We start from the raw sequence: 21,934 nt of genomic DNA, 5'->3' as shown, positions 1-21,934 counted from the left end.
TTTGCCCTTAAAATTTGTACTTGAGACCAAGTGCGACACTATTATCCGCATTTTCTTGGAGATCTAAATCGGTATACAAAAGATACGCTGTGGTTTGCTTGTCAAAGACATAGTCAAGTCCAGTACTCCACTGAATCGCTTTTGACTCTTGACGAATTGCAGAGTCATCTTTAGCAAATTGTAATTTTGGAACCCATTTATCAATTGTATAACTTGCACTTAATACATAACCGTTGCCTGACTTAGTCTCATCAACTGATTCCGAATGTTGGTACAGTGCACCTAGCTGTAATTTCTCAAATTTATACACGCCCACGATTCGGCTAGCTGTAATATTGTTCAAAGAATCAACCCTACTTAATGAGACGTAATAAGGTGTATTATTTAAATTACGGTCACCGTAGATTAGCGTCGCTGCAAACCCTGCTTTGTTATTTTTATTATCGTCTTTTGGAGCATAGGTAAACGAAAACTGAGCATTAGACCAATATTGAGATGTGTATGTAAGCGTATCACCAAGCCGATCTTGCCCAGCAATTACCTGCGCCATATCACCTTGGGTTTCATTGAAGTTATCTAATTTTCCTTCGGAGTATTTAAAGCGCGTATCGTTTCTACCTATAACGATTTCACCAAACGCCCCTTTTAGACCCAAATAAGTATTACGTGCTGTAAAGGGCTCTTCTGTATCATCCTCTTCAAAGCCCTTCACCTGTACTTCGTATTTAAAAACTGCACTTAAGTATTCATTTAATTTATGCTGACCTTTTATACCAATACGAGAAAAAGGCGCTTCAATTTGCGTACCTTCTTTGGCGTAGCGCATAATACCAGTGTCGGTATTTGCGATTTGAACTTCTGCTTTACCGTAAACGGTATAATCAGCGGCTAAAGTAATACTGGGCAATATTGCTAAACTACTCAGGGGTATAAGCAAAGTAGATAGGTGTGTTGTTTTTATCATTGTGCGTCCTAATTATTAGAATCAACTTATTGTCGGCTCTAATAAGGCAAATTTACTGCCAATGATATAAAAACCTTTTTTTTCATAACCTTAAAAAAAATTGCTGTTATTATTTACACAAGCGTGTGCGGTTAACCGCACACTTAGAAATACATGTTGTCACTAAATCCGCACAACTATTCCGTAAACATATCTCGATTGAGATTATATTTACTCATTTTATCGTAAAGTGTTTTACGCGCAATTTGCAGTGTTTCCATGGTATTTTTGATGCTTCCATGATTTTGCTCAAGCGCATATTCAATCAGTGATTGCTCATAAAAAGCCACTTTTTCTGATAAGCTCAAATCAGGAGATAATCCACCAAACTGCTGCGTATTCACCTCGGTAAAGGCAAGTTCGGCGCCAAGTAATACCGCACGTTCGGCTTGGTTTCTGAGCTCTCTTACATTACCAGGCCAATCATAAGCAACTAAGCGCTGTTGTATTTCGCTGTTCAGGGGTGCTGGAGGCTTGTGATAGCGCGTTGCAGCAATGGAACTAAAATGCTTAAACAAAAGTAATATATCGGCTTTGCGATCACGTAATGGCGGGATATTAACTTTAACTAAGCTCAACCTGTAATATAAATCAGCTCTAAACTCGCCCTTTTCAACTAATGACAGTAAGTCTACTTTAGTCGCTGCAACAATTCTTATATCTAAATCAATGGCTTTGTTATCACCTACAGGGGTTACTTTTCGCTCTTCTAAAACGCGCAGTAATTTAACTTGCAGCGACATTGGGGTACTTTCTATTTCATCTAAAAAGACCGTACCACCTTGTGCATATTCAAACTTACCTTTACGGCTTTGCGTAGCACCCGTGTATGCTCCACTTGCTGCACCAAACAGTTCACTTTCTATTAATTGCTCTGGTACAGCCCCACAGTTAATCGCCACAAAGTTACAACTCGAACGAATACTCTGATCATGTAAATAGCGTGCTACGAGCTCTTTTCCTGTGCCGGTTTCGCCTTCAATCATTATATCTGTTGGCGTATCTATTACTGTATTTAATAAATGCATCATATGTTGCATTTTGGGCGTATCCCCCAATATACGTACACCCGGCGCAGATGCTTTTTGCACAACCACTTTTAATGCGCGATTTTCCATAACAAGACTGCGCTTATCACAAGCTCTGGCAATACAATCAAGTAAGTGTTCGTTCAGCGGTTTTTCGAATAAATCGTATGCCCCTAATTGCATCGCTTTTACCGCAATGGACACGTCGGCATAGCCGGTTAAAAATATCACAGGAAGCTCACTGTCAAAGGCTGTGATTTGCTCGAGTAAAGTTAAACCGTTCATTGTGGGCATATTAATATCGCTAAGCACAATTCCATTATACCGTCGGCTAAGCTTACTAAGAGCCGTACTTGCGTCGTTAAAACACTCTACTGTATAACCTTCTAGTGTGAGTAGTTGTTTTAGCGAATCTCTGATCATCGCTTCATCATCAATCACTATAATGTGTTTACACAACAAACTATCAATCATGCTTATCCCCCTGCTTACTTGAAAGACTAATAATAAATTCAGCCCCACCTTGCAATCTATTGTGTGCGCTTAAAGAGCCATTAAATGAATCAATAATCTGTTTTGATATTGATAACCCTAAACCGAGACCTTTGCTATCTTTAGTGCTGTAAAAGGGCTCAAATAAATGACTAAATACATGTTGTTCAATACCCGAACCGGTGTCTAAAATAGAGAATTTAACGCGTTCTTCAAAACACTCCAAATTGAAGGTCAAATTACGTTCAACAGCACCATTCATAGCTTGGCTGGCATTGGTAATTAAATTAACCAGCACTTGTTCAAACTTAAGAGCATCAACCCAGACGATGACTGCTTCATCAAATTGCGGGGGCTGCACCTGCACATTGTCTTGCTTTAACTGCGCGCTAGAAATCATTAATGCATTATTAACAAGCGCAGCAAGCGGGTATGGTCTTAATTGCATCCCTGATGGTTTACTAAAGTGTTTCAGCTGCCCCACAATTTTATGCACTCGCTCAACTAGCCCTTCAATAATAACCAAACTTTGACTTAAGGCTTCGTAATTACCTTTTGCTAATAGCCGCTTAGCACTTGCTAGGTATGTATTAATTGCACTAAGAGGTTGGTTTATTTCATGATTTATACCAGCACTCAGCTGCCCTATAGTAGCCAGTTTAGCTGATTGCACTAAAGCCGTTTGTACCTTTTCAAGCGTTTGGGTACGCTCTATTACTTTTTGCTCAAGACTATGCCTTGAATAAAGTAATTTTTTATATCCAGCAAAACGAGCTAATAAGCTATACCCAATAATAATTAGAAAACTGTAGATAATAATAACCCAAAATAAGCGCGATATTTGTGCGCTATCGACCTTTGATACATCGACAAGAATATGCATTGTGGCGTTAAAGTTATTGAGTTTCATTGAGGACGAAACATATCGCTGTTTATCAATTTTAAATTGCGTCGTACCTTGGCTCTGAGACTGATACTGCTTTATGTATATCGGTTGATGATCCAGATAAGAACGGCTAGATTTAATCTCCTGCTTTGCAGTAATTCCGAGCTGAGTAAAGCTATTCAAACGCCACTGTTCAATATCAGACATGGCAATAACGTGATCGGGAAGTTGTAAATAAAAATGGCTCCCCTTCGACGTGTTTAGCAACTCTCTATCATTTTCGAACTTACTTACATTAACTTTTAGAACCACTACTCCAATGGCTTTATTATCACTATAAACTGCTTGTGAAAAATATATGCCTCGTTTATTTGAACGTATACCAAGTGCAAAATAGGCCACTTTATCATCCGTAAAAGCACGTTTAAAATAGGGTCTAAAAGCATAGTTACTGCCCAAAAAAGTGTAATCAGTCTGCCAATTACTACTTGCAATAACATCACCTTGCGTATCCAACACAAAGATGTCAGACGCACCGCTGGCTTGCTGAATATCAGCTAGATAATTATTAATTGCGCTATAATGTTGTGGTGATCCTGATACAAAACTTATCATCAACTCATTATAAGTTAATAACTCTGGGATCGCAGAAAAGCGTGCAAGTTCAGTATCAATATAATTATTTAATTGAGTAACTTGGCGTTCAGCCTGAAGGTTTGCTTGCTCAATATCATGAGTTCGTCCGAGAAAAAATGATATCAACAAAATAAATATGGGTAATATACAAGTAATAATGATTCTTTTAGAAAGAGAAAACATACTGACCCACAAAATAACCTGATGAATTTAAAGAACCTAGTTTAACGGCTTATTAGCCATAGCGATATAAACTTTTGTTAACAAAAATCAGAGCGAGTAAAAACAAAAAATCACCGCAAACAAAAATATTCACGGTGATTTTTATTATACCAATTCACTTCATTAAGTTATCTATTTTGAGGTAGGAAACATTGCCGATAACAAGGTAAAAATTCGTTATTTCGTTGTTCCCAGCAATAACTTCTGCATTGCTTTATCTACTGCATCCATGGCGTTGTAAATCAGAAGTTTTGACTTCTGTTAGCCTCAGGCTTCATCCCTTAAATTGATAACGTATTATTGCAGATTGATATAGAGCATTATCTATTCGCTAAATTAGCTTGCAGTTACAGCTCTTCGATTTTTAACATATTTGTATAAACCAATTAATGACGCTGCAATCCAGAATATTTCGATTACAAAACTGGCTAAGTTAAAGTTATAACAAAGGCTGATCAACAATAAAATGGCCCCCGTTAAATTCATCATATTGTACATTAAGCTAGTTGGAGATGTTTTACCTAGCTGCAGTAAAAAGAATGAGCCAACGACTAAAAAAGTACCTGTCATACCTATGATGTCAAATAAGAGTGCTATCACGAAACTATCCTTTATCCATTTTTAAATAACCCAAAAAACTGGCCCGATCCGTGGGGAGGGTATTTTTTCATTCATTGAAACAGCAAAACCGGGCGATTCTATCAAGATGATAAATTCTAACAAGGGCATATGTCCGTATAAGCAATATGCTTATTTAAATGTAACTTTACCACCAATAATTTTATAAGCGGGTATCCCTCTTATCACAGCAGGCCTTGCAAAAGGACGATTACAGTTAGGGCAAATACAGGGCTCTTTTGTGAAATTTTGGCTAATACGTTCTATAAAACATTTAACAAGCGCTCCTTTACCGCCCTTTCGATACTTAAATAAGGGGGTTTTACAAGCAGAACAAAAAATATCAACCGTTTTTGTTGGCCCTTTTTTATTTGGTTTAGCCATAATTAGTCATTAATTCAAAGTAATACCTAAAGTGTAACAAGACTAAGGCCAAATACCCAAAATTAGGCCCATTAAAGAAAATTGTAAAATATGAAAACTACCATTAATTAAAAACAGCTTCATCGGCCGTTGCTCAAAAATATAACTAAGCCCAAGTGAACTACTAACCCAAAATACACCGATAATAAATCCAGTTCCTACGCTTTCACCAACGTTAGGGTTTTCACCTAGAAACAATGCAAGCAAAAAAGTGGCTATAAAAGATAATAAAAAGCTCCCTCCAAAAATTAATTTTGGATCTGCTGATTGCAAATCTAGCTCTGTTAAACCACAACTTTCAAGCCAAGCTTGTTTAAACATTCTATTTGAATACCAAATGCCACCAAGCATAAAACAAGAGAGCGCGGCAATTAATACCGCAAAATAATCAACATCAGAAAAATTCATATACTGCCATAACTTATGCATGAGAGGTTATTTGACTGTAGTTAATAATTATTAAAGCGGCAAACTCATAATCTGGAAACTAGGGCCTTATATGGACTCCCCGTAAATGTCAAAAAGAAAAAGTTAAAATATCCCCAGTTTTGCACCAGTTAATGTAATAAGATCGGTTGTCATTAATTTCACTTCTAAACCGCGTTTTCCTGCACTTACATATACGTGCTCAAACTGTGATGCACTACCATGAATGTAGGTAGCGAGGCGTTTTTTTTGTCCCAGTGGACTTACCCCTCCTAAAATATACCCCGTACTGGCTTGTACTTTTTGTGCAGCCGCCATTGCCACCTTTTTAGATGAGGCTAATTTTGCCAATTGCTTTAAATGAATTTGTTGAGAAACAGGTGTTACTGCAACAATTAATTCGCCTTCATGTGTTTCAAGCACTAATGTTTTAAATACTTGATGGCTATTAAGCTTTAACTTTTCAACTGCTTCAAGCCCATAGTGACTATTGCTAGCGTCGTGCTCGTAACTTAAGACATCAAACGGGATTTTTGATTTTTTCAATAGATCGATTGCAGGTGTCATAATACTTAATCATTTTTTATTAACAGTAACAAAAATAAAATTTAAAGCAAAAAAAACGACGCTAAAAAGCGCCGTTTCATTATTTATAATAATTTAAATTTACTTAGTTAAATCATCAAAAAACTTTTTAACACCGTCAAAAAAGCCTTGCTCTTTAGGACGGTTTTTAGAGCTATCTGTGCCCATGCTTTCATCTAATTCAGTCAGTAGTTCACGTTGACGCTCGTTCAAATTAACTGGCGTTTCGATTACCACTTTACAAATTAGATCGCCTTGGGCACCACTGCGTACAGACTTAACACCTTTGCCACGCATACGGAACATTTTTCCCGTTTGCGTTTCAGACGGTATTTTAAGTTTTGCACGACCATCAAGTGTCGGCACCTGAATTTCGCCACCAAGGCCTGCTGTCGTAAAGCTAATTGGTACTTCACAATATAAGTTATTCGCTTCACGTACAAATATTTCATGCTCGCGAACCGATACCTGCACGTACAAGTCGCCAGATGGCGCGCCGTGCATTCCGGCTTCGCCTTCACCTGTTAAGCGAATACGGTCACCGGTATCAACGCCAGCTGGAATCTTAACTGAAAGCGTTTTGGTTTTTTCTACGCGGCCTTGACCATGACACTTGTTACAAGGATCTGAAATAATCTGACCTTGTCCTTGACACGTTGGACATGTTTGCTGCACAGCAAAGAAACCTTGGCGCATTTGCACTTGGCCAGCACCATGACATGTAGTACATGTTTTAGGTTTAGAACCCGCTTTAGCACCACTGCCGTCACATGGCTCACAACCCACCCATGTAGGTACTTTAATTTCAACTTCTTTACCACGAACCGCTTCTTCTAAGCTTAAGTCCATGTTGTAACGTAAGTCAGAGCCTCGTTGCTGACGAGATTGACGTCGACCACCGCCGCCACCAAAAATATCGCCAAATACGTCGCCAAATACATCACCGAAATCACCTTGGCCGCCGCCGAAACCACCATGGCCACCACCGCCGCCTTGCTCAAATGCCGCATGACCATGCTGGTCATACATTTGGCGTTTTTGCGCATCGGTTAAAATTTCGTAGGCTTCTTTAACCTCTTTAAACTTTGTTTCGAGATCTTTATCGCCTGCGGTACGATCTGGATGATATTTCATCGCTAAGCGTTTATACGCTTTTTTTATGTCTCGCTCACTCGCATCTTTGCTTACGCCGAGGGCTTCGTAATAATCGCGTTTTGACATATCTATCACACTACTCTTTTCTATTTGCAGCGTAAGCTGCTGGATAAACCGATAAATCGCATCGATTTATCATTGAATTTGAACCTTAAACACATGCAAAAGGCGCGACAAGCTATTGCTCGCGCGCCTCAATTGTTCATCCTAACCTAAACACTCAACTGAGTTAAGTGTTTTTGGCTAGCGAGAAGCGTTAGCAACAATTACTTGTCGTCTTTCACTTCTTCGAACTCTGCATCAACAACGTCGTCGTCTTGCTTAGCTGATTGCTGTTGCTCGCCTGCATCTGCTGAACCTTGCTGCGCTTTCGCTTGAGCAATTTCCATCAGTTTTTGAGACTTTTCAGCAAGCGCTTGAGTTTTAGCTTCAATCTCTTCTTTATTGTCGCTCTTAATAGCCGCTTCTAAATCTACAACAGCCGCTTCAATCGCTTCTTTGTCTTCATTTGGTAATGCATCGCCAGCTTCTTCAATTTGCTTACGAGTACCGTGTACTAGAGCATCAGCTTGGTTACGAGCAGCTACAAGTTCTTCAAACTTTTTATCGTCCTCAGCATGTGCTTCTGCATCACGAACCATTTTTTCAACTTCTTCATCGCTTAAGCCTGAAGATGCTTGAATTGTGATTTTTTGCTCTTTACCTGTATCTTTATCTTTCGCAGATACATGTAAGATACCATCGGCATCAACATCGAATGTTACTTCGATTTGCGGTGTACCACGTTGTGCTGGGCGAATACCTTCTAGGTTAAATTGACCTAGAGATTTATTGTCGCTTGAACGTTTACGCTCACCTTGTAACACGTGAATTGTTACAGCAGATTGGTTATCTTCAGCGGTTGAGAATGTTTGCGATTTCTTAGTAGGAATCGTCGTATTTTTCTCAATCAATGCAGTCATTACTGAACCCATTGTCTCAATACCTAGAGATAATGGAGAAACGTCTAGTAATAGTACATCTTTAACGTCACCAGCAAGTACACCACCTTGAATCGCTGCGCCTACTGCAACTGCTTCATCAGGGTTAACGTCTTTACGTGGTTCTTTACCGAAGAAATCAGCAACTGTTTTTTGTACTAAAGGCATACGTGTTTGGCCACCAACAAGGATAATATCGTTGATGTCGCTTACTGATAAATCAGCATCAGCAAGTGCACGTTTAAGTGGCTCTAGAGACTTAGTTACTAAATCTTCAACTAGTGATTCAAGCTTAGCACGTGTTAGTTTCACGTTCATGTGCTTAGGACCAGATGCATCAGCAGTTACATACGGAAGATTTACTTCAGTAGATTGTGCAGATGAAAGTTCAATTTTTGCTTTTTCAGCAGCTTCTTTAACACGTTGCATTGCAAGAGGATCAGCTTTTAAGTCTAAGCCTTGATCTTTCTTGAATTCAGCTACTAGGTAGTTGATTACACGGTTATCGAAATCTTCACCACCTAAGTGAGTGTCGCCGTTTGTAGCAAGTACTTCAAAAGTGTGCTCGCCTTCAACTTCATCAATTTCAATGATTGATAAATCGAAAGTACCGCCACCTAAGTCATATACTGCAACGATGTTTTCGCCACGGTTTTTATCCATACCGTAAGCCAGTGCCGCAGCAGTTGGCTCATTGATAATACGTTTAACTTCTAGACCCGCAATACGACCAGCATCTTTCGTTGCTTGACGTTGTGAATCGTTAAAGTATGCAGGTACTGTGATTACGGCTTCAGTTACTTCTTCACCTAAGAAGTCTTCAGCTGTTTTCTTCATTTTTTTCAGTACTTCAGCAGAAATTTGTGGTGCAGCACGTTTTTCGCCGCCCGCTTCTACCCATGCATCGCCGTTATCTGCTTTAATGATTTTAAACGGCATGATGCCGATATCGCGTTGTACTTCTTCGTCTTCAAAACGACGACCAATTAATCGCTTGATTGCAAATAATGTGTTTGTCGGGTTAGTAACCGCTTGACGCTTAGCAGATTGACCTACTAATGTTTCGCCGTCTTGCGTGTAAGCAATAATAGACGGGGTTGTGCGATCGCCTTCCGCGTTTTCAATAACACGTGCTTTGCCACCATCAAGTACTGCAACACAAGAGTTTGTAGTACCTAAATCGATTCCAATAATTTTACCCATGAAACTTCTCCAACTTCAATATTCGTTAATACGTTCGATGACTTAGTAAATAGGGATGCGCCAAACTTATTTCAACTGTAAAAATGAAAAAAAATTCATTTTTTATGATTTATTTACAAAATAACCCTAATAATTGTAAGGAATGATGATTTTTACACCGCCAGAGGCGCTTTTAATTACTGGTCTGACTAGTTTGGTTGTGTTATAAATTTATTAAATCGCACTTTAAAAGGACATCTTCATGCATTTTGAACAATTACTTCTCCAAGCTTCAAAAATTGGAAGTTCAGACAATACCGAACAATTAACTAGCACAATGCAATTTCCAGAAAACTGGTGCCAAGGCAGAACTGCTTTTGGTGGGCTATCAGCCGCACTGTTGTATCAAGCAATCAGAGGTAAGGTTGCAAGTGATCGTCGTCTACTTTCTCTTAGCACTAATTTTGTAGGACCATTGCTTGCCGATACTCCCTTTTCTTTATCAGTAGAAATACTACGACAAGGTAAAAGTAGTACACAAGTACTTGCCAAAGCCATTCAAAATGAACAAGTGTGCGTTATCGTACAAGCATGTTTTGCTAAAAGTAGAGAGTCGGGTGTTAATGTGCCCGTTTCGAAATCTTTAGGGTTAAAACCGGTAGACGAGCGCTATACACTCCCTTTTGTTAAAGACCAGATGCCTGAGTTTTTTCAGCATGTTGATTTATGCCCACAACAAGGCGCTATGCCATTTAGCAGCGCAGAAACTTCTCACTTAGGGGGCTGGATGCGCTTTAAGCACACCCCAGAGCAAATAACAGAAGCGCACGTTATTGCATTAACAGATGCATGGCCACCTACGTTATTACAAATGTTTAAACAACCCGCTCCAGCTAGTAGCATGTCTTGGTACTTAGAGTTTGTGCAAGAACCAAACTTAACACCTGGCGAATGGCTTGGCTTTGAAGCAATCACTCATCATTCAAAAGATGGTTATGGTTTAGAAGATGGCTGTATTTGGTCACAATCAGGGGAGTTAATAGCCCTTACACGCCAAACGGTGGCGTTATTTGACTAAAAGCCCTAAAGCCAAACAATATTAAAGTGTTTGGCTTTTAAAGGCTTATTCACTGTTCGCGTTGTATTAATGCATTAAATATTGCAAAATTGGACAAACATTCTTCTTGCCTGGTATTAAATTGCAAACTATCTGCCCCTGCTGCGATCTGATCATAGACATACCTCGCATAATCGCGAAACAAATGGCGATATGCCCACATTGCCATCATAAACTTTGCGAAGCCGATGTGAATCACGACAGCCGTATTGTTGCACTGAGTTTTAGCGCTTTGTTAATGTTGCTAAGCAGCATGTTTTACCCTTTCATTTCATTTAGCAGTAGCGGCATTACTCAAACAATTACTCTACCCGATGCCGCACGAATTTTATTTAATTACGATAGCGAACTACTCGGCTTATTTATTGATCTTAGTATTATTGCCCTGCCTATGGGTTTACTCCTTATTTTGATCCCTCTGCACTTAGGGGTATTAAAAACATTGCCCGAAGGCATAGCAAGGCGGTTATTGAAATTCACCCTTGCGTTAGAGCCTTGGATTATGTCAGAAATATTTTTAATCGGTGTGCTGGTCAGTATGGTTAAAATTATGTCGCTGGCTGATATTAGCTTTGGGGCAAGTTTTTGGGCTTATGTAGGGTTTGTTATTTTATATATAGCAGCACTTGTTCACTTAAATCGCCCGCGTTTATGGGCTCAAATTAAGCCTGTAAAATTACTCGAAGGCGCTGATAACGCAAAACGCGCAATTGATGAAAATATTAAAGCCTGCCATGTATGCCACCAACTATGCACCGGTGATATATGCCAGCGTTGCCACACTAAAACACACATCAGAAACCCTTATAGTGTACAAAAAGCAACTGCATGGTTAATAACCTCTGTTATTTGCTATATTCCTGCTAATGTTTTACCAATAATGCATACCACTAGTTTAGGTGATGAATCCCCCTCTACATTAATTGGTGGTGTAATTACACTTTGGAAGAGTGGTTCCTATCCCATTGCTGCCATTATATTTTTAGCCAGTGTGGTTGTACCGCTTGCTAAAGCGTTTGTGCTGAGCTTTTTATGTATTATGGTTACAAAGCCTGCAAATCGGCATACAAAAAGTTATACTCGAATTTATCAACTGACTGAGTTTATTGGAAAATGGTCAATGATAGATGTATTTGTCGTTGCTATTTTAGTTGCCTTGGTACAGCTTGGTAATTTAATGTCGGTAACTCCAGGTCTTGGCATTGTATTTTTTACAGTTATGGTATTATGCCAAATGATGGCTGCCCATGCCTTTGACCCACGACTGTTGTGGGATTCACCTAAAAATAAGATATCAGAGAATAAAGCATGACCGAAACTGCTGAAATAACAAAAGAACCGAAGATTTCCGCCATCTGGATCATTCCGGCAATTGCGCTTTTAGTGGGCATGTGGATGCTATATCAGTATCAAGCAAATAAAGGCCCTACTATTTTTATCGAAATGCCACAAGCCGAAGGTATCATTGCAGGTAAAACGGAAATAAAAGTACGCAGTGTAAAAATAGGTCAAATCGATCATATTCGTTTATCTGACACACAAGACAGTGTTATTGCTCGTGCACAAATAGATAAAAATTACAATAACTTATTAACCGATGATGCAAAAATTTGGGTCGTTAAACCTCGCATTGATGAAACAGGCATTAGTGGTATGAGTACTCTTTTATCAGGTGTTTATTTAGAGTTTTCTCCAGGAGAAAGTAAAGAGCTAAAAGAAAGGTTTACGCTCCAAGATGAACCCGCACTTATCGGTAAAGACGTTAAAGGCGGTCGCTTTAAACTCCTTAGTTATAACGCTGAAGTACTTGATGTAAGCACCGGTATATTTTTCAAAAATTATAAAATAGGGCAAATAGAAACCGCTACTTTTGATTGGGAAAACCAAGCAATGAAGTATGGCGTTTTTATTAAAGAACCTTATCAAAACCTCATCACTATGAATTCTATTTTTTGGGTGAACGCGGGTATTGAAATTGACCTCTCTGCAGACGGTATTAATATAAATACTGGCTCTTTAAGCAAACTTTTAAAAGGCGGTGTTTCTGTTGGGTTACCCGAGCAACAGGCCCCGGGTGAAATAGCACAAGATGGGCATAGCTTTTCATTAAGCCAAAGCTATAAAGAAGCGTTAGAAGAGCGCTTTTACGACTTTGATTACTACCTAATTGAATTTGAACAATCCGTTAGAGGGTTGCGCACAGGAGCGCCTGTAGAATATAGAGGTATGCGTGTAGGGACTGTTGTAGAAGCCCCTGCTAATGTAATTGTTAACGGTAAGCCCGCTCACTTTAGAAACCACAATACGGCTGTTCCGGTACTTATAAAAGTAGAATACGGACGTTTGTATCATGACAGTGCTTCAGCTAAAGAATATTGGCAAGGTAGTTTAAAAGGCTGGATTGAAAGTGGGATGCGCGCTTCATTAAAGCCCGGCAATTTATTAACGGGTGCGGTGTATGTTGATTTTGATATATATCCCGACGCACCCGCAGCGCATTTAGGCAAACTTGTTCAATATGATGTTTTTCCAAGTATTTCCAGCGGTATAACCGTATTGGCAGATCAAGTATCTGATGTACTCAATAAAGTTAATGACTTAAAAATTGAAGATAGCTTAGCGCAAATGCAAGCGACATTTACTGACTATCGAGCGCTTGCTAATGAAATGCGAGAGCTACTGAGCCAAAAAGACACACAAAATTTACCGGGTGACTTTAACCGTAATTTTGAGAAAATGACAAAAAGTATGGTGCAATTTGAAGTAACCATGCGTCAATTCGACAAAACAATGGCCAGTTACCAAGCCGGTTCTGAACTTCATCATCAAATACAGCAAACATTAAAAGAATTTAAACGTTTAAGTGAAGGGTTACAACCGCTTACTCGTGGTTTGAACGAGCAACCTAATATGCTAATTTTTGATAAATCATTACCCGCAGATCCAAAACCAAGGAAGCAATAATGAGATCGTTATTTTTAACTGCAAGTTTATTATTACTATTGTCAGGTTGTAGTTCATCAATACAAACTGCGACACAGTATTACCAGTTTGAACAGCCAATAGGCGCTTCGTCTCGCAACATTGCGGATACAGATGCGCAACTAAGAATACAAACTGTTGTACTCAGAGGCGCTTTAAATAATTTGGGCATTGCTATGAAAATAGATAGCAACCAAATTCATGCTGCAAATTACAACCTGTGGGGCGAATCGCCGGATGTAATGCTTACTGCCACAGCCCAGCAAACACTCTTTAATGCTATGCCTAACTGGATGGTAATAAAAGGCTTACCAGTCATTACTGAACTTGATCAACAAACATTTTATGAACTTGAATACGAGATTCACCACTTTAATGGCGATATGCAAGGTAACGCCGATATTTCGGGGCTCTGGCGCTTGTACTATACACATCCAGAAACCGGACGACGTCTTGTAAGTATTCATAATTTTTCAAACATAGTGCCTATTGATGATGACGGCTATGACGGTTTGGTATCAACGCTTGAAAAAATATGGCTAAACATCAATTTAGATATTGCTAAAAAAATTGGCCAATCGAATTTTTAATCAACCTCAAAATATATCTTCAATTTTTCTTCTGGTGCGTAGTTTACTTCGTTAGCCTGATCGTGATGGTGCTCTAGCAACACCTTTTTTACTTTTTTATTAAATATATCGTAAGGCTCTTTTGTATTAAATTTATAATGACAAAATTGTACCTATTTTATATCATCCTCACCAACACCAAAAACAACCCATAAGCACGTACAAACCCACTTAAACCAATACAATAGTACCAATAAAAAATCATTAAATAGTAGCAGGTAAACCAAAAAGCAAAATACTTTGTTCACAATTAAATTTCGAACACATTTAATTTAATGAGTTAGTTATCTATTTTTGTAGCAAAAAGACAGCGCTTTTTTAAATTTATTGCGTCTACTTTTACTAATGATTTGTTTAATAGTAGAGATATCAGGAACTACCATATGAAAAAGAAAATACTACTCACAGGATTAGCAATCCTTTTGCTGTGCCCAACAATACACGCAAATGCTGCCATTGGAAATCTAATCTGGGAGGAGAATTTCAACACATTAGATGATGAAATATGGACAGTTGATGTTGGAGACGGGTGTGACCAAGGTCTCTGTGGTTGGGGGAATCAAGAGCTCCAATGGTATGCTAAAAGTAATGCATACATTGATAACATACCCAATGAAGCGGGAAATAAGGCTCTCATTTTAGAAGCTCGAGATGAAGCAAGTAATGGTTATGCCTTTACTTCTGGTAAAGTACAAACTAGCAATAAAATTGCTGTAAAATATGGCATGATCGAAGTGCGCATGATGGTACCCGATGTAGGTATTGGATTATGGCCAGCAGCATGGTTACTTGGCACTACAAACCAATCTTGGCCTGCCAAAGGCGAAATAGACATGATGGAAATGGGCCACAAAGCACAAGCACGCGTGGATGCAGGCTTTCCTGGGGCTGATATTAATAGCTACGTTGGCTCTAACTTAATTTTTTACACCGACGATGCCTGTAGTGATGGTAATCCAACATGTGCTGCAAGCATTGCTTGGCAAAACGATAATGCGCACGTATCAAATGAGCCATTAACAAACCGCTTTGTAACATATCGCACTTACTGGACCGACTCGCAAATACGCTTCACTGTTGAAGATAACGGCGTTGAAATTGATATGTTCGATGCACCTTTTACTATCACTGATGAGTCGAGTGAGTTTCAAGCTCCCTTTTATTTACTATTGAACTTAGCTGTCGGTGGTAATTTTACCGATGCCATAACCAACAACCAAGTCACCGCTATAAAACCGGCAAAAATGTACGTAGATTACGTTCGAGTGTATGAATTAGATGGCCAAGGGGAAGTATTTATTGGTGATCAAACAGTTCCAGAAAATGGCAGCTTTGGCATATACACAGACACAATAGAAACTAACAACCAACTTGAAATAGGCACAAATGCAGACATTTTTGTGTGGAATACGCAGTCTATTACTGCAGGTGATGAACCGCCATTTGAAGGTGGTAATGTTATTTCGTGGGATTATGTCTCTGAAAATGAATGGTTTGGTGCAGGGGTTCAAGCACGCCAAGTAAGAAATCTAAGTAACTTTACAGAGGATGGTGTATTAAGTTTTAAAATTAAAATACCAGCAGACGTATCGTTTAAAATCGGTATTGAAGATACATATACAAATATAAATTGGATCGAATTTCCAGCTAATGAAGAACATTATGGGTTAATTCGAGATGGTCAATGGTCTACAGTGAATATTCCTGTTAATGAATTGCGTGGTGAATTAATTGCACTGCAATCATTAAAAGGCCTTTTTTATATTACAAGTCTTGATAATGATTTACCCAAAGCCCCCTTTGAAATGGCGATAGATGACATAGTGTGGTTAGGTGGTAATACAACTTCTAACCAAGATGACACTGATAATGACGGTGTATTAGATACTAATGATATTTGCCCTAATACCCAGCCTGGTAAAAATGTTGATAATAACGGCTGCCACATAATAACTGCACAAAGTGTGCGCATTGAAGCTGAGGATTACACTAACTACTATGATAAGACGCCGATAAATATTGGTGGTGAATACCGTGATGATGCTGTTGACATACGAACAACAACAGATCAAGGCGGTGGCTACAATGTTGGATGGATAGAACCAGAAGAATTTCTTGATTACACACTAAATTTAGGTGCAGGTACATACGATATCAATGCCCGCGTTGCTTCTGCAATAACGGGTAGCTTTACGTTATCTATTGATGGTGAAGCTATTGCAACCGGTGTTACAGCTACTGAAGGTTGGCATGAATATGAAACATTGTTTTTAAATACAGTAGAACTAGAAGCATCGCAACATACATTAACTATTACAGCACAAAGCGGAAGTTTTAACTTTAATTGGCTAGAGTTGACGCTTATAGAACCAGAGATAATCGATACTGTTATTGATAGTGATAATGATGGAGTACTTGATGCTCAAGATCAATGCACCGATACTCTACCAGGTTCAGTTGTCGATGAAGCTGGTTGTAAAATCATACAAACCAATATCTTAGATATTGAAATCACCTCGCAAAGTTCACTAGATTTTGTTGTTAATTTACCTGATTGGGCTGATGTACATTATTTTGTCAATGAAGGTACACAGCGTAATTTCAGAATGGCCAACAATGGTAATAATAACACAAGAAGCCTTACTGGGCTAAATGATGGCGATCAGATTATTTACTCTTTTACATATTTAGACAGTGATTACAGAGTAAAAACGTCACCTTGGTTTAACTTAGTATTTAGTAGCACTGCGTTCACTAACAACGGTGGCGGCGCTGACAATCCTCTTAATACAGATTTAACGAGTATTGTTCCTTTATTTAATGCCAATACGGTACTTGAGCAAGCCATATCATTCGACAGAGGCGATGCATTAGTGACTCGCTTTGCCGATCGTGGGCGCGATCGTCATGCAAAAGAGGACCAATTTCAAGCCTACGATCATTATTTATCACACTATTGGGCGCATCGAACAGCACAGTTTGAGCTTGCTGACTACGTAGCTAAAGGTGGCTCAACTATTGAAATTACTTTTATTACTGAATGGAAATTAGGCGCAAAAGAACTTAGAGCTTGGTATCGCGGTTTAAATACAGTTGCTGAATACCATGGTAATTTAGGGGGTAATGTTGTTGAATTAGATAACGGCAGTTACGATCATAACTTTAATAAAATAAGTAATGATGGCGATCAATACCGTTACCATTTAGTTATTGATCGTTACCGCCCTTTAAACTGGTCAGCATCTGATAATATCCCATTGGCTGTGGGTCAACGGATGGAATTTGAAGTAAGTCAGTTTCTAGACGGTGTACCAGAGGGGCGTGAAAATTATTACGGCACAACCTATTTGTACATTATAGGTGAAGGTCTTGTACCATGGAAAACAGTGGGTGAATTTGAAGATTCAACATCAGAACGCGAAGATTCATACCCTATTGCAGAACATGGCCGTTTAGGTGGCGGTACTACTTTACCATACAATTATACTGCGGAGTCTGACAATCACTTTATGCAAATGGCAACTAATTTATCGAATATTAATGGTCAAACATTTGTTAAAGGTCGTCGTGTTCATCACACTAATTTTAAAACAGGTGGCCATGATGAAAGCGTTGAAAATGGTATTTTCGCTGAACTCGCAGGTAAAGCGGGGCCGAACTACGTAAATGCATCTTGTGCTGGTTGCCATCAACGAAATGGCCGTGCCTCTGTTGCTGATGTAGGCGAACCATTAGATAAATGGGTGTTTGCAATTGCAGACGAAAATGGCCAACCAGATCCTCTTCGTGGATATATTTTACAATCTAACAATATTGGTATTAATTCAGCTTTAGGTGAAGGTACAGTTAAAATTGCTTCATGGACTGAAAATAATGGCTTGCGCTCACCTAATTATGAGTTCTCAAAAGGTCGACCTGCACGTTTTTCTGCTCGCTTAGCACCACAACTAGTCGGTTTAGGCTTACTCGAAGCAATAAGTGAAGAGACAATATTAGAACGTGAAGATGAAGCAGATCTTAATGGAGATGGCATCTCTGGCAAAGCTCGTTTATCCACTGACCCTATAACAGGCGAAACGCGTTTAGGACGATTTGGTTATAAAGGTAATGCAACAAGTATTATGCATCAAGTTGCTGGCGCATTAAATACAGATATGGGTGTAATGACATCGGTATTGCCAACTCCTGATTGTGGGCCAGAGCAAACAACCTGTGGAAATAATACAGGCAGTGAGCTTGCTGATGAACACCTAAATGATTTAGTTAAATATGTTTCTTTATTAGGTGTTCGTGCACAGCGCGATCTTGATGATTCAAGTGTAATATTAGGTGAAACGATCTTCAACGAAACGGGTTGTGAAAGCTGTCATAGAAGCACAATGAAAACCAGTGAATTTGCTGTACACGCAGAGCTTCGCAGTCAAACTATTCGCCCATTTACTGACTTATTACTCCATGATATGGGTGAAGGTCTAGCTGATAACTTAGGTGGCGGAAATGCAACCGGTGCAGAGTGGCGCACAGCACCACTTTGGGGCCTTGGTTTATCCGCATGTGTAACCGCAGGAGTAACTAATCCAACAGGTTATCAAGGTGACGACGTGTGCACACCTGACGCAAACTACCTTCATGATGGCCGTGCACGTACTATTAATGAGGCGATCATGTGGCACGGTGGAGAAGCAGAGCAATCACGTATTGCTTATGAATCTCTGAGTAATACAAGACGCTCAGCCTTGTTGGCGTTTTTAAACTCACTATAAGACATCGCAATAAGAACGACATTCACATCAGTATAAATTACTGATGTGAATGTTTCGCTATTCAATCATCCACTGCGTAATCATTCACTTCTATTTAACTAAATCTCTGTAAACCCTCCCCCGTTGCATCATTTATTTATAAGATTAAACAAATCACTTTGATACATAAAACACGGCCTCAAATTTAAAGGGTTGAACACTGCTGTCTATAAATTTTTTATTCACTAAAACAATAGCGTATGAATAAATAATATCATTTTAAGCAGATAGCCAAATAAAGTAGATTAGATATGCCTTCATGATTACACGTACCAATATAAAAAACTTGAGGATCACTGCGAAGATAAGTAACAAATACATAAACGGCTAGGTTAATAAGTTTTAAAGGCTGAGGCTCACTGCCAAGGCAATTAACAAATAAATAAATGGCTAAGTTAATAAATTTAAATATAAAAAAACCCGTATAGCAAACGCTATACGGGTTTAGATTCGTTATTCGTAAAAATTATTTTGTTTTACGAACGTATGTTACGTCTGTCATTGTAATTTTAGACGTTGTAATCCCAATTTTCTCAAAACACTTTTTAAAGCTTGAAGAATCACCATGTTTTCCACAATTATCTGTGCCTTCAGGGTATTGTGATTGTAAGTAGTTACCAAATTTGAAGTATGACTTTGAATCATCTTCAACTTCAGTTTCTAAGTCCTTACCAAAAGCAGATACTTTTACCACACCGTAATCATTTAATACGTGGAAAGTAAATGAATCACCGGTCTTAATAGTACCTAGGGCTTTTTTCTCTTCTTTACCGCTCTTATTAAGAATTCGAACGTACACATCGAATATACCGTTTTCAGCTTTACTATCAGAGAAACCAGGCTCATCAGTATCAGAAACGTAAAGTTTCATAATCGTACCAGTATCACCTGCGTGATGCTGCGCAACGATTGTTTTACCACCTTTAGAAAGGTCAACTTTAATAGTTGCTTGGAACTCTTCGTACGTATCCGTCATCGCAATACGTTTGCTTTCTTTGATTTTGTACTCATGACGCCAACCGTTACCGTTAGGCGTAGTCACTTGCTCTTCAAGTGCAAGAAATACTAAAGTAGAGTCGTTAATTCTTGGGTCACTCCCCTCTAGATCAAAAAGTGAACCATTAGTGATGTTTTCAGGAATAACTAAATCTGGAATTGACTCACCAGGATCTGTTGGTTCCGTAGGCTCTGTTGGCTCTGTTGGTTCCGTAGGCTCTGTTGGCAATTCAATTGGGCTATCTACTAATTCACCACAACCGTAAAGTTGTGCTTCTAGTAAGCTATTCCATTGAGAATCTTCAGAAGAGCTATTTCCTTGGCCTATAACTCGAATAAAGCGAGTATATACGTCGCCTAAATTATTCTCATTTAGCTGTTCATTTCCTTTGGACTCTCCACCCGTAAGAATTGAATCCCAGTTAACACCATCTAATGACGCAGCAATGTCAAAATAAGCTGTGCGCTTATCCGCTGAGTACCAAGCAGTTTGAATTGAATCAATTGTTGTCTCGCCACCTAAATCTAACTGTAACCATTTACCGTTACCTTTAGAAGACCAACGAGAAGAGTCTTTCAAAGAATTATCTACAGCAAGACTTGGCTTATAATTACCGCTTGATGAACCATCATCAGTAGCTGAAGCGCTTAAGCGTGTAATTGGGCAGGAAGCTGGTGGCTCTGTTGGTTCTGTTGGTTCTGTTGGTTCAGTAGGCGTTTCAATTGGACTTTCTTTAAGTTCATCACAACCATATACTTCTACATCTAGTAAGCTATTCCATTGTGAGTCTTCAGATGAGCTATTACCGTAACCCACAACTCGTACAAAGCGAGCGTAAACATCGCCTAAATCATCTTTATTAAGCGAGTCATCACCTTGAGATTTAGCATCTGTTACTACAGGAGTCCAGTTTTCACCGTCTAGTGACGTTTCAATATCAAAGTAAGCAGTACGCTTGTCGCCTGATAACCACGCTGTTTTAATACTGTCAATCGTAGTTTCGCCACCTAAATCAAACTGGATCCACTTACCGTCGCCCTTTGAAGACCAACGTGAAGAGTTAGTTAAAAATCCATCGATCGCTTTTTCTGGTGAGTAGTTGTTGTTATACGAACCATCATCGCTAGCTTCGATAACTTCTAACTTAGTCACGCCACACTGTTCTGGAACAGGAGTTGGTTCAGTTGGGTTTGTAGGTATAGAATCAGCTCTAACTATTTGTATATCATCAAAGTAACCATGCTGGAATTCGTCATTAAATTTAGTGTAAACTTGAATTCTAGAACGTGACTTAGAATTAAATGGAACAACAGCTTTACGCCATTTGCTCACATCAAACACTACTTTTTTTACTACATCATAACCATTATTAACACCAAACTTACCAGAACCATTTACATAGCCTGTAAGAATGTAATCTGTATTTTTTTCAACGTCAATCCATTGGTGTACGCGCGCTGGTGAGCCCATTAATTGCAGAGATTGCGTACCAGAATTACTTATAATTGATGCACGTGCGTCATCAATTATCGTCCAATATGTTAGGCCACTTTCAAAGCCTGCGTTTTTAATAACAACTGCATCTGCATGCATTGAACCCGTTAACATTATCGCAGCAAGCGGTAATATTTTAAATTTTCCAATCATTATTTTTTCTCATTAATTTATTTAAATTACTTACCCACAAAAAAATACCAGCACTTTATAACTACATTCAAAAATAAAAGCAGGCTTATAGTTTGAAGGGGACGGCAATTTACCTTCTTAAGGT

At 38.9% G+C, this 21,934-nt stretch carries 15 protein-coding genes; 5 read left to right on the top strand and 10 right to left on the bottom strand.

Features of this window, described 5'->3' with window-relative positions:
• Positions 1–7: 7 nt before the first annotated feature.
• The 9 genes from D172_RS19060 to dnaK form a co-directional block, all read right to left on the bottom strand.
• Entirely contained in the window at positions 8–964 is a 957-nt protein-coding gene (locus D172_RS19060; RefSeq protein WP_007375523.1) for a porin, read from the bottom strand.
• Between the two features lie 176 nt (positions 965–1,140).
• Positions 1,141–2,505 (bottom strand): sigma-54-dependent transcriptional regulator, encoded by a 1,365-nt coding sequence (locus tag D172_RS19055; protein WP_007375524.1) that lies wholly within the window; start codon positions 2,503–2,505, stop codon positions 1,141–1,143.
• Positions 2,498–4,228 (bottom strand): sensor histidine kinase, encoded by a 1,731-nt coding sequence (locus D172_RS19050; RefSeq protein ID WP_033023021.1) that lies wholly within the window; start codon positions 4,226–4,228, stop codon positions 2,498–2,500. The genes D172_RS19055 and D172_RS19050 overlap by 8 nt, the downstream gene beginning before the upstream one ends.
• A 375-nt stretch (positions 4,229–4,603) precedes the next feature.
• Entirely contained in the window at positions 4,604–4,867 is a 264-nt protein-coding gene (locus D172_RS19045; protein WP_007375526.1) for a CBU_0592 family membrane protein, read from the bottom strand.
• 150 nt (positions 4,868–5,017) lie between these two features.
• Positions 5,018–5,269, bottom strand: a complete 252-nt coding sequence (locus D172_RS19040) for a hypothetical protein (RefSeq protein ID WP_007375527.1) — start codon at positions 5,267–5,269, stop codon at positions 5,018–5,020.
• 42 nt (positions 5,270–5,311) lie between these two features.
• Entirely contained in the window at positions 5,312–5,716 is a 405-nt protein-coding gene (locus D172_RS19035) for a DUF1761 domain-containing protein (RefSeq protein WP_007375528.1), read from the bottom strand.
• 123 nt (positions 5,717–5,839) lie between these two features.
• The gene (gene ybaK / locus D172_RS19030) at positions 5,840–6,301 is read right to left on the bottom strand and encodes a Cys-tRNA(Pro) deacylase (RefSeq protein ID WP_007375529.1); all 462 of its coding nucleotides are present in this window, start codon (positions 6,299–6,301) and stop codon (positions 5,840–5,842) included.
• A gap of 99 nt (positions 6,302–6,400) precedes the next feature.
• On the bottom strand, positions 6,401–7,540 hold the full coding sequence (dnaJ, locus tag D172_RS19025) for a molecular chaperone DnaJ (protein ID WP_007375530.1): 1,140 nt from the start codon (positions 7,538–7,540) through the stop codon (positions 6,401–6,403).
• 200 nt (positions 7,541–7,740) lie between these two features.
• The gene (dnaK, locus tag D172_RS19020) at positions 7,741–9,657 is read right to left on the bottom strand and encodes a molecular chaperone DnaK (RefSeq protein WP_007375531.1); all 1,917 of its coding nucleotides are present in this window, start codon (positions 9,655–9,657) and stop codon (positions 7,741–7,743) included.
• Between the two features lie 241 nt (positions 9,658–9,898).
• Between dnaK and D172_RS19015 the strand changes: the two genes are divergently transcribed.
• From D172_RS19015 to D172_RS18995, 5 genes are all read left to right on the top strand, one after another.
• A complete protein-coding gene (locus tag D172_RS19015) occupies positions 9,899–10,714 on the top strand; it encodes a thioesterase family protein (RefSeq protein ID WP_007375532.1) in 816 nt (271 codons plus the stop codon).
• Positions 10,715–10,898: 184 nt separating this feature from the next.
• Positions 10,899–12,065 carry a paraquat-inducible protein A gene (locus D172_RS19010; protein WP_007375533.1) on the top strand — a complete coding sequence of 389 codons (1,167 nt, stop codon included), beginning with the start codon at positions 10,899–10,901 and terminating at the stop codon, positions 12,063–12,065.
• On the top strand, positions 12,062–13,717 hold the full coding sequence (gene pqiB, locus D172_RS19005; RefSeq protein ID WP_007375534.1) for an intermembrane transport protein PqiB: 1,656 nt from the start codon (positions 12,062–12,064) through the stop codon (positions 13,715–13,717). The genes D172_RS19010 and pqiB overlap by 4 nt, the downstream gene beginning before the upstream one ends.
• Entirely contained in the window at positions 13,717–14,325 is a 609-nt protein-coding gene (locus D172_RS19000; RefSeq protein ID WP_007375535.1) for a PqiC family protein, read from the top strand. Before pqiB ends, D172_RS19000 begins: the two co-directional genes overlap by 1 nt.
• Before the next feature lie 422 nt (positions 14,326–14,747).
• Entirely contained in the window at positions 14,748–19,127 is a 4,380-nt protein-coding gene (locus tag D172_RS18995) for a di-heme oxidoredictase family protein (protein ID WP_007375536.1), read from the top strand.
• Between the two features lie 505 nt (positions 19,128–19,632).
• Here D172_RS18995 and D172_RS18990 read toward each other — a convergent pair.
• Positions 19,633–21,810, bottom strand: a complete 2,178-nt coding sequence (locus tag D172_RS18990) for a discoidin domain-containing protein (RefSeq protein ID WP_007375537.1) — start codon at positions 21,808–21,810, stop codon at positions 19,633–19,635.
• Positions 21,811–21,934 lie beyond the last annotated feature (124 nt).

Source organism: Pseudoalteromonas sp. Bsw20308 (genome assembly GCF_000310105.2).
Classification (GTDB): domain Bacteria; phylum Pseudomonadota; class Gammaproteobacteria; order Enterobacterales; family Alteromonadaceae; genus Pseudoalteromonas; species Pseudoalteromonas fuliginea.
This window is presented reverse-complemented; position numbering and strand designations above follow the sequence as displayed.